Source organism: Chryseobacterium aquifrigidense (assembly GCF_006716485.1).
GTDB classification, from domain to species: domain Bacteria; phylum Bacteroidota; class Bacteroidia; order Flavobacteriales; family Weeksellaceae; genus Chryseobacterium; species Chryseobacterium vietnamense.
Map to the genome: position 1 here is coordinate 69,634 of NZ_VFPD01000006.1, position 14,032 is coordinate 83,665.

At 37.1% G+C, this 14,032-nt stretch carries 7 protein-coding genes; 1 reads left to right on the forward strand and 6 read right to left on the reverse strand.

Annotation, left to right across the window (positions count from 1 at the left end):
* Positions 1-20 precede the first annotated feature (20 nt).
* The 5 genes from FB551_RS22870 to tsf all read right to left on the reverse strand — a co-directional run bounded on the left by FB551_RS22870 (position 21) and on the right by tsf (position 12,074).
* The gene (locus FB551_RS22870; RefSeq protein WP_047435661.1) at positions 21-815 is read right to left on the reverse strand and encodes a hypothetical protein; all 795 of its coding nucleotides are present in this window, start codon (positions 813-815) and stop codon (positions 21-23) included.
* A 202-nt stretch (positions 816-1,017) separates the two neighbouring features.
* The gene (locus tag FB551_RS22875; RefSeq protein ID WP_167497918.1) at positions 1,018-4,416 is read right to left on the reverse strand and encodes a T9SS type B sorting domain-containing protein; all 3,399 of its coding nucleotides are present in this window, start codon (positions 4,414-4,416) and stop codon (positions 1,018-1,020) included.
* A 229-nt stretch (positions 4,417-4,645) separates the two neighbouring features.
* A complete protein-coding gene (locus tag FB551_RS22880; protein WP_226798777.1) occupies positions 4,646-7,540 on the reverse strand; it encodes a T9SS type B sorting domain-containing protein in 2,895 nt (964 codons plus the stop codon).
* 583 nt (positions 7,541-8,123) lie between these two features.
* Positions 8,124-10,949, reverse strand: coding sequence for a T9SS C-terminal target domain-containing protein (locus tag FB551_RS22885; protein ID WP_047435656.1), 2,826 nt, complete (start codon positions 10,947-10,949; stop codon positions 8,124-8,126).
* Positions 10,950-11,249: 300 nt separating this feature from the next.
* Positions 11,250-12,074: a translation elongation factor Ts gene (tsf, locus tag FB551_RS22890; protein WP_034692936.1), complete on the reverse strand. Its 825-nt coding sequence runs from the start codon at positions 12,072-12,074 to the stop codon at positions 11,250-11,252.
* A 143-nt stretch (positions 12,075-12,217) separates the two neighbouring features.
* On the opposite strand from tsf, the gene FB551_RS22895 reads away from it, so the two are divergent.
* A complete protein-coding gene (locus FB551_RS22895) occupies positions 12,218-12,991 on the forward strand; it encodes a DUF6759 domain-containing protein (RefSeq protein WP_047435653.1) in 774 nt (257 codons plus the stop codon).
* A 60-nt stretch (positions 12,992-13,051) separates the two neighbouring features.
* Here the strand turns inward: FB551_RS22895 and FB551_RS22900 are convergent, their stop codons facing one another.
* Positions 13,052-14,008, reverse strand: a complete 957-nt coding sequence (locus FB551_RS22900) for an acetyl-CoA carboxylase carboxyltransferase subunit alpha (RefSeq protein ID WP_047435651.1) — start codon at positions 14,006-14,008, stop codon at positions 13,052-13,054.
* Between the last annotated feature and the right edge of the window lie 24 nt (positions 14,009-14,032).

The following is a 14,032-nucleotide window of genomic DNA, read 5'->3' on the forward strand; positions in this document are numbered from 1 at the left end:
TTGCTTACTTCATGATTTTTCTAGTTACCGCCTACAACGTCCTGAAGGTGCGAACTTCTAAGCCTTTTTTGATATATAGGAAGATATTTTTCAATAGGAATTTTCACTGCTTCAAAGTTGCCTGCCAACACGTAAGCCTGGATATTTTCTGAAGAATAAACAAACTGAAGGAAGTTGTCAATTAAGTTTTCCGGTATTTTAAATTTGACAAAATAATCTTTACCCAGATAATTTTTGATTTGTGCTACAGAACTGTTCATCCTCTCGTAGGCCTGATAACGCTGCTTTTTCTTTCTTTCTCCTGAAAGAATATCATAGATGCTTTCAAGGCTGAAAGTAAGTCCTCCATCCCGAAGTCCGGCAACAGGAAGTTCAGGAGGTGTTCCATCTCCTTTGGGCTCTGGAAGACCAATTACTTTTTTAAGCGCATAAGCTTTATCTTCTTTTCTTAAAGAGTTTACATCATACCTAAGGTTTCCGGTAGGTTTGAACCTGCTGAGAACAATTTCCTGAATTTCATAATAGGCGATTTTAAGCTCAACCAGATTTTTTTGTTCCATGGCTTGAGGGGTCAGTTTGATATCTTTTCTTTCGGTAACGATAGAGGTAAACCGAATGACATCCCCGGTGTTGGCCGGAATATTAAAATTACCATTGTAGTCCGTAAGAACGGTTTTTTGTGTATTCAAGTTGGTGACATACACCTGATTGAGATATAAAATAGAGTTGTCTCTCAGAAATACCTCCCCGGAATATATTTGTGCATTAATTTTTGCCAGAAAAACCAATAGCAGTAGAGTAAACAGTTTCTTCATATAATGCGCAAAATTACATAGAAATAAAGCAATTCTGTGTAGTTAGATGAAGAATAGTGGTTAAAGTTATATTAAACTTTGGGATTTAATTGTTAAGGAGTGTTAGAAACTTGTCATTCATTTAAAAAACAAAACATTTATAAAAAATCCGGAAGAAAGAAGTGCTGAATGTTCAACTGTTCTTTCTTCCGGATTTCTGTTTTTATCTATGTTTTACAAGCAGCCAGCTTGTGTATTTTACCGTAAGGTTTGAGCCATATTCCGTCCAGGTGATAAAGTACCAGTAATTTGCTGTAGGAACATACCTGCCGCCAATTCTTCCATCCCAGGTGTATCTGTTTTCAGGAGTACCTCTGAAGACCTCTGCACCATACCTGTCAAAGATCCGGAAGACAAGATTATCATTCTTCATTAAAGCAGAATAATCTATTACTTCATTATAACCATCGCCATTCGGAGTAATAGTATTGATCAGATTAATAATGGCAAATGGTTTTTTAACGTCCGCACACATTTTAGAATCTCTTACAAATACATTGTGTGCTCCTCTGGGTACATTGTAGAAAACATTAGAACTCTGCCATACCACACTATCTAAAGAATATTCATAAGGAGGTGTACCACCGCTTGCCCCAACTTTTACCGTTGTTCCATCAATTTCAATAGAGGTTATTATAGGAAGCGGCCATTCAGTAACATTTACATATTGCTTGTAAACACAGCCGTTGAAGGTAAGTTCTACCCAATAATTTCCTGGAGCAACGTTTGTAATGGAAGGAGTGGTTGCACCGGTGCTCCATAAGTATTTTTCAAACCCAGGCCCTGCATTAAGTGTGGTGGTGGTTTTCGGGCAAATTGCCTTGTCTTTTAAAATATCTGATTTCTTAGGTACTTTAATGTTGATTTTCAGAGTACCTACTTCAGGGCAGACTCCATTTTTTTCGAAACGGATATAATAGGTTTGTGAAGTTGTAATATTTACAGGGGATGAAACTGCATTCACATTATTCTGTGCATCTGCTAAAGTTGAATGAAAAGTGTAGGTTACATTCGGATCTAATGTAAACTGAGGGATAAACTGGGTTAAGTTTACACTTTTTATTCCATCCAGATCATCATCACAGGTACTTTCTGTAACGGTTTTGGTAATCAATGTTATTTTGGCTCCAATACTGAATTGTAAAGGTTTGATCACAGAAGCACATCCGTCAGGAGAATCTACTCTGATGTAAATGGTTGTGGTGGCTGTATAGCTCCAGTTGTTAGGAAGGGTATTGTTGTTTCCTGCATTGGCATCTGCAAGATTGCCATAGTATCTTACACTGGTAAAGTAATTCGGATTATTAAGTACAATTGGGGTTATATTGGAAAGTATAACTGTAACTGTTCCATCCAGATTATCATCACAGAAAACACCATTGTAGTTATCCAGTACAATTGCTTTATTAAAAAGAGATAGTGTTATCTGTGCAATATTTTTACAGCCAATATGATCATTAACAACTGCGTATACAATTGTTCCGTTAGTTGCGGTATAGGCGGTTGTGTTAGTTATCAATGCTGCAGCATTTTCATTCTGAGCATCCAGAAGGGTAGGGTAATAAGTAATGGTAACAGGTGAATTGCTGGTAACATTTGCTGTTGTCAGGTTAAAAGTTCCCTGCCCGTTAACGTCACAGGCAAATAATGTTGCATTCGTTACCGTTAGAGCCTGAACATTCAGGGTAACGGTTACTGTTTCACAATCCGGGAAGTCAGGATCGTCTCCGCAGAATGTATAAGTGAATGTATCTGTTCCTGTTGTACCCATGGTGTTTACAGTATAAGTAATAATACCGGTAGCAGGGTTTACAACCGCTGTGCCCAATGAAGGTGCTGTCGTAACAGCTACAGTACTTGGATTAGGAGTCTGTGATGAAGTACTGAATGCAGGAACTATGGTTTTAGCATTACAAACGTTATATGATGTATTGGTAAGTTTTGTACAGTTCAGAACTTTAAATTGCTCAGTAACCAAAGGAGCGCAACTTCCCATTGTTACAGAGCACGTATAATATCCTGGTAATGTAGGGGTGATTGATGAAGTGGTAGCTCCCTGAACAATAACACCGTTTCTATACCATTGATAGGTATCATAGATTAAAGGATCTACGGTAAGAACCATTCCTGGAATACAGCCGCCTCCGGACTGTAAAATAACGGGTTGCGTAGGAAAGCCGGCAAAAAAGCCTCCATATCCTACAGCATCACTTCCGGCGGTAATACCAGCCATAATCGCTTTATCTGAAACTACAGTAATCGTACCCGTTACATTGGGAATACCATAGGTAACCCAATTCGTTGTGCCTGTCATATTGTAAGGGCCGGTTATTGCAGGAGGATTAGCTCCGTTCACTGTTATGTTAGCTCCTCTTTCTGTAATAATATTCAGCTTGGTGGTGATATTCAGAATACCTCCGGGATGACCGTTGGAATGAACAAAATTTTCATTAATTAGTCCCAGTTCATTAATCTGCTTGGGAAGATAACAGTTTAATGCTGGAATAAAATTGAATCCGCCTGTAAATACTTCACTTCCTGCATTTGAATCTCCCGCTAAAATCTGGTAGACATAAGCATTTTTAGAGGTTTTTAGATATAAATTATAATGACCGTTTCCCTGAAGTATATATTTGGAGTCGGGAACAATAAAGTATTTCCCTGCATTAAGGGTTGCTATCGGCGGTATTTCATTATTGACAAAGATCTGAGTATTGTCTTCAGTAGCAATTACAATGGCTCCTTCTGTACGGGTACCAATCGGTCCGCTACCTTTTACAATGGCAAATTCATTCCCAAGTCTGTTGACAGGTACTGCCTGATCCATTAAAATATCTGAGCTGGCTGGATAATTTCCTGCATATTGGCCGTTAAAATTCCCATTGGTGACATTAATGGGTCTGTTTGAAATAATTTTTGAGCCTATGAAGCCGTTAAAGTTTCCTGCTATATTGCCGATTCCGTCAATAATATAAGATTGGCCTTTATTTAAGGTAAATGTTATAGACGGGTTTGCAGCTCCTGTCATTCCGTTTGAAAATTGTACGGTAGGACTATAGCCGGAAACGGTAACAGTTGTGTTGTCTTCAGTTGCCAGTACGCTGGTCATGAAATTCAGAATGGAATTGCTCACAGTAATAGGAGCGGCTGCAGCGTAAAACTTCAGTCCTGTAGAAGAAATTCCTTTGGAAGTAATAATTTCTGCATGGTTGAATACTGAGAACCTTAAATTAGCATAAAAAGGAAATTCAGCCTTAAGATATAATCCCTTAGTGGTTGGGGTAAACAAATCTCCCTGCAGTTTGGTAATAATATAATCCCTTAATACATCAAATTTCTGCGGATTATTTTTACTGATATTTACAGTCCCGATCAGAACATTATTACTGTAAATGCTTACAGGAAAAGGAGTTGTTCTGTTAGTGGATAAATAAAGTTTCTGATAAGGATTGGGAGCGGTTGTTCTGTCTATCATTGGAGCAAACCAATGCTCCCGGTCCAACTGGGCAAGAGCAGAGGTGAATATGCAAAACATAAACAAAAAACATAAAATTTTTTTCATTCAGCGGTGGTCTTTACCACAAATTTAGTGATAAAAAGTATTAAATTATTGAAAATAGAACAAAAAAAATATGATTTTGAAATTGTGGTTAAGAAGAGTTTAAATTTTTATTATTTTTTTTGTTTTTATTGTTTTTATATGATCACTAGGCGAACTTAATCAAGCCGTTAACAAAAATGAGCCACGAGAAGATACTTGTGGCTCATTCAATATAGTTTTAATTTAAGTATTACTCTCTGTTCTTAACGAGAATCCAGCCTGAATACTTTATTGAGGTCTGCTTGGCATCAGGCTCGTTCCAGCCTAACTCATACCAATAGGTGCCTGTAGTAACTCTTCTGCTGCCGTCGGCGGTTCCATTCCATTTGTAACCGTTGGATTTATCAGCCTGAAAAATTTTACTTCCATATCGGTCAAAAATACTAAAGACCAGGTTATTCTTAACAGCTAATGAAGAATAATCTACAACATCGTTTACTCCGTCATCATTGGGTGTAATTACATTGATCAGGTTCGGGATTGTGATATCCACTTTTATCGGGTCACAATTATAACCGTCTTTTACATAGATGCTGGCGTTTCCTCTATTGATATTGGTGAATACATTTGAATCCTGCCAGTTGATATTATCCATGGAGTATCTGTATGGTGAGGTACCTCCTATAACATTCACTGTTATTGTTTTGTTTGAGATATCGATATTTGAAATTACGGGTTGTTCCGAAGCATATACCTTTACCGTCTGCAGGGTAGTGCATTCTCCGGTTTTTATTTTTACCCAGTAAACTCCAACGCCTACGTTCTCAATTGTTTGAGTAGTTGCTCCGGTACTCCATTCATAATTGGAGAATCCTGGTCCGGCATCAAGTGTTGTTTTTCCTTCCATACATATGATTTTATCTGTCAGTACGTCAGATTTTGCAGGAGGTAAAACAACAAGAGTTACCATGGCTACTCTATAACAGCCACTCCCGTTGATTACTTTTATGTAAACAACTCCATTAGGTGCGATGTAATTGGCAGGAGTTAAAATTTCATTCGTTCCTGCATGGGCATCAGCAAGAGAAGGATAGTATTTCCTGGTAATTCCGGTAGCTAAGGTTACATTCACATGGGTGAGATCAAATAATCCTGTGGCTGGATTGGCTTCAAGGAAGCAGGTTCTTATTAAGGAATCATTTACTACCGGACTTTCAGATACAGTCAGGTTCAAAGTAACTTCTTCACAGTCTGTAAAATCAGGATTGTTTCCACAGAATTTATAAATGATCTTGTCCGCACCAATATAGCCGTAAGAAGGAGCATAGCTGATTACTCCTGTAGCTGGATCAATAACAGCATTTCCATGAGCAGGAGGAGTAATGATTGTTACAGTTCCTGGTACTACCGTCTGGGTAGAGGCTGAGAATGTGGGTACAATCTCTTTTACTCCGTCACATATAGTTTCATTGATAGTTGTCTCCTTAAGGCAGGTATAAACTTTATACATAGGTGTAACGACTGGCGGACATGAGCCAACTGTAATTTTTACGGTGTAATTTCCTGATTGTGTTGGAGTATAGGAATAACTTGTTGCACCCGGAATCGGATTGTTTCCATTATACCATTGGTAGCTGTCAAAACTGTCATCAACTTGCAGCATAATTCCCGGAATACACTCTCCGGTAGTTTTTGCAATAACCGGGATAGAAGAAAATCCGGCAAAATAGCCACCATATCCTACAGCTCCACTTCCTCCTGCAATTCCTGCAGTGACAGCCTTAGTGGAAGTTACTGTTACATTTCCCGTAATGTTTGGAACTGAGTAAGAAACCCAATTGCCGGTTCCGCTTACCGGATAAGGTCCCTGAGTAGCAGGAGGAGTACTTCCATTAACCATAATGGTTGCTCCGGTTTCTGTTAGTATGTTTAATTTTACAGTATTGACCGTAGGGGGAAGGATGTTAATCATTCCAATTTCGTCAATTTTTCTGGGTAAAAAGCAATTAAGAGGAGGAATATAATTGAATCCACCTGTTGCAGCCCATGAATCATTGGCAACACCTCCCAGCAGTTGATATACATAAACATTTTTAGTCGTTCTGATGTACATGTTGTAATGATTATTACCCTGATTGATGTAATTTGTATTTGATGCTTCATTAACCCTGTAACTTTGTCCTTCACTAAGCGTGGCTGCGGGTGTAGCTGAATTATTGATGAATACCTGAGTATTGTCTTCTGTTGCAATAATTAATGCATCTTCAATCCGTTCACTGATATTAGCATTTCCTTTTACCAGCACAAACTCATTACCCAATCTGTCCACCGGAACTGACTGGTCCATCATAATATCCGTTCCGAAACTTGTAGTAGAACTGGTATTCAGAGAAAATTGCCCGTTGAAATTACCATTGGTAACTGAAATAGGTTTGTCTGCAGTAATTTTTGCACCGATAAAACCTTTGCGGTTTCCAATTTCATCTCCGTCACCTTCAATGATGTATGATTGTCCCTTATTGAGGGTAAAGTTTATTGTAGGATTTGTGGTGCCTGTCATATTATTGGAGAATACTACATTAGGAGAATATCCGGAGATTGTAATCTTCGTATTGTCTTCTGTAGCTAATATCCCCGTAGTAAAATTTAGACCAGTATAGTTGGGTTCTGTTATGGGAGCTGCTGCTACATAGAAAAGTTTACCAATTCCTGCTTTCCCTTTAGATGTTAATATTTCTGCATGATTAAGCGATGAAAATCTGAAAGTTACGAAGTAGGGTTTGGTGCCTGTTGTATGCAATCCCATTTTGACAGGTTTGAATAAATCTGCCACGGATGTGGTTATCATATTTTGAAAAGGTACATCGAAGACTTGTGGATTTCCCTTACTGACCGTAACGGTACCAATCAGAATATTATTGTTGTATATTTCTATGGGAAAAGGAGTTACAGAATCTGTGGAAAAGTATAACCCTTGCTGCTCAGCATCGTTTGTATTTCTTTTCATCATTGGGGCAAACCAATGATCTGTATCTCTTTGTGCAAATGACATATTCATGGTGAATAAAGTCAGTAGAAAAATACATGCCTTTTGAAGGAACATATTGGTAATACGCTCTTTCCTCGAGAATAATTTTTTCATCATATCTTTTGTGTTTTTTATAATTAATTTTCATGTGTATGCAGATAATAACTGCAATAAGGGAAAGGAATTTAGGATAGTAACATTTTGAAATGCTGCTTTTAAAAAACAGATTATTGTGATAAAATGTTAATATCAGTTTTTTGAAAAAAGGGTTCTTATAAAACTTAAAACAATGTTCCAGCTCAATCAGAGTAATGTTGGAAGCTTTGTCAGGTTAATAAGTAGAGCGGCAATCCTAAAAGTAATATTGTAATCATTTTTTTATCAGTTTGGGTTATTCGTTGCAAATATACTATAATAAACAAGTTTTTTGTGATTATTGTAATTAATTAGTTGTTTTTGTATTTAATATTATGTTATTGTTTTATTTTGTTGAAAAAATAATTAATAATTGCTTTTTTTATTGTAAAATTTTTATTGTTTTTCTTCTTCACATTAATGTGGAATAAATGATTTTGTGATGATATAGGCTTTATATGACTCAGCACTCATATTTATACTTTACTTAGATGGGAGAGTTACGTAATAAAATAGGCCACGATTATAAAATCGCGGCCTATGAAATATAGTTTTAAACTAATTATTACTCTCTGTTTTTAACAAGGATCCAACCAGTATATTTTATTGGAGTCTTTTCTTTGTTGGATTCATTCCAGCTGATATGGTACCAGTATGTTCCTGTTCCCAGTTTTTTATCAAAGTGTTTTCCATCCCATCTGTAGTTGTTGAATCTGTTTCCGGTAAACACCATATTTCCATATCTGTCATACACAACAAAGCTAAGATTTTCTTTGTAAGCAAGCTCACTGTAATCTATATAATCATTTACATTATCTCCGTTAGGTGTAATCGCATTTAACAGATTAGGAATGGTTACTTCTACAGCAATAGGAGTACAGTTATAAAAATCTTTAACATAGAAAGTGTGCTGTCCTCTTGTTAAACCTGTAAAGGTACTTGAATCCTGCCAGTTTGCAGTTCCATCAACTGCATATTGGTAAGGAGCTTTACCACCGCTTACAATTACAGTTGCTGTATTATTGTTGATCTCAATGGTTTGAATTACGGGATCCTCCACTTTTTTAACTTTTACAGTTTGTGTAAGGAAACATCCGTTCTTACCAAGAATTACGGTGTATTCACCAACACCAACATCTCTGATGCCTGACGAGGTAGCTCCTGTGCTCCACTGGTATGAATCATATCCGGGACCAGCGTCCAGGTTAGTTTTCGCATCCATACAGATATACTGATCTACAAGGATTGGAGACTTTTTAATTGGAAGTACAATTAATTCAATTTTTGCATTGGCCGTACATCCCTCAGCAGTTGTTACTTTCACATATACAAATCCTCCTGTTGAAGGGAAGTTTTCTGGTGTTGTAATTTCATTGATCCCTGCAGTAAGGTCATTCAGGGTACGGTAGTATTTTTTTGTAACAGCATTATAATCTGTAACCTTTGCTTTGGTAAGGTCAAAATAAGCGTAAGGTGCTACATCATACCAGCAAGCCTTAATAGAAGTATCAGTTACGATGAATGGTACTACAGTAAGGTTGAGTGTTACCTGTTCACAATCTGTAAACTCAACAGAGTTTCCACAGAATTTATAAACGATTTTATCTGGTCCTAAATATCCCGGATTAGGTGTATAAGTAATCGTTCCGTTTGGATTAACTACAGCTGTTCCTTTGGTAGGCGGTGTTAAAATTACTACTGTACTTGGAACCACAGTCTGAGTGGAAGAAGTAAAGGCCGGGGTAATAATTTTAGTAGAACAAGCATTAAGAGCCTGTGTAGTTTCTTTTAAACAGTTTTGTACTTTATAGATAGGAGTTGTCACAGGAGGACATGTTCCCATTGTTACCTTTACTGTATAATTTCCTGATTGTGTAGGAGTATATGTATAACTTGTAGCACCTGGAATAGCAACTCCGTCACGGAACCATTGGTAGGTTTCATATCCATCGTCTACCTCAAGAACGATTCCCGGAACACATTCACCTGTCTTTTTCGCAATTAGAGGGATTGATGAGAATCCGGCAAAGTACCCTCCGTACCCTGCAGAACTATATCCTCCGTTGATACCTGCTGTTACAGCTTTTGTAGAGGTAATCTTAATATTTCCAGATACACTGTTGATTCCATAGGTAACCCAGTTAGCATTTCCTGCCAATGGATAAGGTCCGGCTTCAGGCAAAAGAGGAGCATCATTTACCATGACAGTAGCACCAGCTTCTGTTAGGATGTTTAATTTTACTACAAGATCACTTGTTGTCATGCTGGCTCCTCCTACTCCAAGAGGCATTTCATTGATCTTTCCGATTTCATCAATTTTTCTTGGAAGGAAACAGTTTAATGGCGGAATATAGTTGAATCCATTGGTGGCATCACTTAATAATACTCCAATAAATTGATATAAATATACATTTTTGGTTGTGGAAATGAACATGTTTGAATGTCCTGATGTCCCCTGAGCAACATAGCTGGTTTCATTAATTCTGTACCATTCTCCGGCAGCAAGTGTAGCAACAGCAGTACCTCCGCCATTTAAATATACTTCGGTATTATCTTCAGTGGCCACAATAAGACCACCCTCCATATTTAAGGTAGGAGCTGTAGATCTTGTTTTTACTATGGCAAAAGTATTTCCAAGTCTGTCAACCGGAACCGATTGATCGAGAACCGGATCACTTCCTGTTGTTGAAGCAGAGAAGTTGGCATTACAGCTTCCATTGGTCAATGTTACTGGTTTGGTTGCAACTATTTTGGCACCAATAAAACCTGTTTTGTTTCCGGACTGAGAGCCGGATCCTGCAAGAATGAAAGATTGTCCTTTTTGTAAAGTAAAAGTCTGAGTATTTCCAGTTGGGCTACCGTTAATAAAAACTACTCCGGCAGTTGGGTTCCATGATACTGTTACATTCGTATTGTCTTCCGTAGCAAGAACACCTGCTGTAAAATTCTGAATACTACTGGTATTGGTATTAGGAGCAGCGGCAACGAAAAATGTTTTTCCAATTCCAGCCTTTCCTTTACTGGTAATTACCTCCCCGTGAACACTCTGAGCTAGTCTTAAACTGCAGTAAAAAGGTTTGATCGCTTTTAAATAAAGCCCTTTATTACCCACAATGAATGCTTCGGTAGATGTTCCTGTGGAAATAAGGCTATTGGTAACCTTATAAGTTTGTGGGTTACCTTTACTGATGGTAACAGTGGTAAGCGGAATATTGTTGTTGTAAATAGTTACATCAAAAGGGGTGGGGGAATCAGTAGAAAGGTATATCATATTGGTATACCCTCCAACACTGTCATAATAAGGAGCAATCCAATGCTCGGTATCCCTTTGTGCAAAGAGTGTATTAATTGTTAAAAAAATTAATACCAAACTGAGTAGAAATCTTTTCATGAGTATGGAATTAGGATTTCTACAAAAATAAAATAAAAAATGAAATACTTTTAATAAAATTTAAATAAATGTTAAATATAAGCCTTCGATTTTTAATCAAAAACCCTGTTAGGTATGAAACTGGTAATTAACTCTTGAGCGTAACCATGGTGATTATCTGCTAATAATTCTTTTTTGAGTGAATTTTTTAGTGTGTTAATTTTTTCAGATATATGACCACATTGTTGAGTGAAAATAATGGTAATAAAAAATCCCGGTGAAATTTTCACCGGGACTCTATATTCTTTTGAAACAGTCAGCTTATAGGCTTACTCTTACAAATCCTGTTACTTTTAAGTCTGCGTTTACAGATTTTACGTAATCAGCAACTGAGATACTACCGTCTTTAATGAAATCCTGGTGTACCAAAGTGTTGTCTTTGTAGAATCTCTGCATTTTACCTTTCAGGATGTTGTCGATAATGTTTGCAGGCTTACCTTCTTCAGTAAGTTTGTGTCTTTCGATTTCCAACTCTCTGTCGATAGTTTCCTGAGAAACTGCAGTTTCGTCAAGAGCAATTGGGTTCATTGCAGCAACCTGCATAGAAACAGCTTTAGCAGCTTCTTCAGCTCCATCTACTTTAGCAGAAAGAGAAGTGATAGCAGCAATTTTGTTTCCAGCGTGGATGTAAGCTCCTAAGAAATCTCCCTGGATTCTTTCGAAAGATCCGATTTCGATTTTCTCACCGATAACTCCTGTTTGCTCAACTAATTTCTCAGCAACAGTGATTCCGTGGAAATCTGTAGCTAAAAGCTCTTCTTTAGTAGCAGCGAAAATAGCCATTTCTGCTAATTCGTAAGCTAGCTCAACGAATGCTTCGTTTTTAGCAACGAAGTCAGTTTCACAATTTAAAGAAATTACAGCACCTAAAGTGTTGTCTTCGTTTACTCTTGCGATTACTGCCCCTTCAGTAGACTCTCTGTCTGCTCTGTTAGCAGCAACTTTTTGTCCTTTTTTTCTAAGGATATCTACCGCTTTTTCGAAGTCTCCTTCAGCTTCAACTAGAGCTTTCTTGCAGTCCATCATACCTGCACCTGTTTGGTTTCTTAATTTAGCTACGTCTGCAGCAACTGGTGTATAAGACATAATATCTATTATTTTTTATTTAAGATTAGTATTAATTTTTAGCTTAATTTTAGAGCAGTGCAAAGATAATGATTTTAATGATAAACTAAAAAATGACTTTTCACGTTATTAATATATTTAATACTATTTTAAAGGTTTGATTAATGAAAAAAATCTTCTTCCTTCTATTTATATGCATTTTTGCTCTAGGTTTTTCTCAAAAAAAGAAAAAAACAAAATCTAAAGCTGTTGTTGAAAAAGAAACTGTAATCATCTATACCGAACAGGAAGCTGAGATCTCAAAAGAGGCAAGAGTAATTGCCGGTTTTTTAAAACAGAACCCCGGACACGCCAAAACAGACTATTTTAAAAGAAGGCTGATTGATATTATTATGGCAGATAATTCACCTGAAGCAAAACCTACCATTAAACCAATTAGTAAGGAGAAAATAGAAAATATCGTTAAAAATAATGAGCTGAATAGCGGTAAAACAGTAGCTGTTAATAAAACTAATACTGTTAACGGCAAACCTGTTTCTAATAATACAGCCGCTGCTATTGAAGCTTTAAAAGAAGAAAGAAGAAGTACCTCTTTTGCTTCAACAGGTTCTGCAGGCTCAGCAAAAAGTGCCGGAAGTTCTAAGTCTGGACCAAGTGAGGAAAATAAAAGGACAGCAGCGATGCTTACCCATCTTTTTAATAATGATTTGAATAAGAATGAAGCGTATGTGAATATCAAAAACAGATCGGCCTGTAATCTTATTGTAAAAATAAGTGGAAAAAAATATTATAATCTGACTGTTCCTGCAAGAGGGGAGAATTTTATCCTGGTTGATAAAGGGGAATACGTAATGACCACATCAGTCTGTGATGCAAAATATTCTTCTGTGAAGAAAATTACTCAGGATATTGAAATTGCACTGAACGTTGCAGAATAGATAAAAGAGAAGAAAACTAAAGAAAAAAGGTTAAGAAGAAATTCTTAACCTTTTTATTTTTTATCCTTTAAACTGACCCATTGCAATGAATTTGTCCTGTCTTTGGGTTTCAAGCTCCTGTCCTGTAAATTTGGAGAAAGCTTTGATATTTTGTAAAATTGAATTTTTCAAGTTCAAATAAGTGGTCTCCTGATCATAATGAGCACCTCCAAGTGGTTCCTCAATAATTCCGTCAATGAACTTTTCTCTTAAAGCATCTGCCGGAGTAAGATTTAATGCATTGGCTGCATCTTCTTTATGATCCCAGTTTCTCCATAAGATAGAAGAACAGCTTTCCGGTGCAATTACTGTATACCATGTGTTTTCCAGCATGTATACTTTATTTCCTACACCTATTCCCAATGCTCCACCGCTGGCACCTTCTCCGATGATGTATGTGAAGATTGGAGTTTTCAGCTGTACCATTTCAAAAATATTTCTTGCAATAGCTTCTCCTTGTCCTCTTTCTTCAGCTTCCAGTCCCGGATAAGCTCCCGGTGTATCTACTAAAGTTACCACAGGGATATTAAATTTTTCAGCCAGCTTCATTAATCTTAAAGCTTTTCTGTATCCTTCCGGATTGGGCATCCCAAATCTTCTGTGCTGTCTTTCTTTAGTTGTTCTTCCTTTTTGAGTCCCTATGATCATCACTTTCTGACCATCAAGGGTAATCAATCCTCCAATCATTGCCGGATCATCAGCGAAATTTCTGTCTCCATGAAGTTCTAAGAAACTGCCTTTGTCTGCCATTCCGTTGATATAATCCAATGTATAAGGACGATCCGGGTGACGGGACAGTTGTACTCTTTGCCAAGGCGTAAGATTTGAATAGATTTCTTTTTTCTTTTCTAAAATCTTATCCTCAATCTGGCTGCATGCTAATTTTACATCAACACCACTTTCTTCTCCTACTAAAGAACACGTCTGGTATTGATCCATCAATTCTTTGATAGGAAGTTCGAAACTTAAATATTCCATTTCTTGAAGTAAATTAAATCTTTC

Excerpts from the sequence above, each read along its gene's own strand:
- FB551_RS22895 (WP_047435653.1), top strand. The coding sequence starts at position 12,218 with ATGAAAAAAATCTTCTTCCTTCTATTTATATGCATTTTTGCTCTAGGT.
- FB551_RS22875 (WP_167497918.1), bottom strand. The coding sequence starts at position 4,416 with ATGAAAAAAATTTTATGTTTTTTGTTTATGTTTTGCATATTCACCTCT.
- FB551_RS22870 (WP_047435661.1), bottom strand. The coding sequence starts at position 815 with ATGAAGAAACTGTTTACTCTACTGCTATTGGTTTTTCTGGCAAAAATT.
- FB551_RS22885 (WP_047435656.1), bottom strand. The coding sequence starts at position 10,949 with ATGAAAAGATTTCTACTCAGTTTGGTATTAATTTTTTTAACAATTAAT.
- tsf (WP_034692936.1), bottom strand. The coding sequence starts at position 12,074 with ATGTCTTATACACCAGTTGCTGCAGACGTAGCTAAATTAAGAAACCAA.
- FB551_RS22880 (WP_226798777.1), bottom strand. The coding sequence starts at position 7,540 with ATGATGAAAAAATTATTCTCGAGGAAAGAGCGTATTACCAATATGTTC.
- FB551_RS22900 (WP_047435651.1), bottom strand. The coding sequence starts at position 14,008 with ATGGAATATTTAAGTTTCGAACTTCCTATCAAAGAATTGATGGATCAA.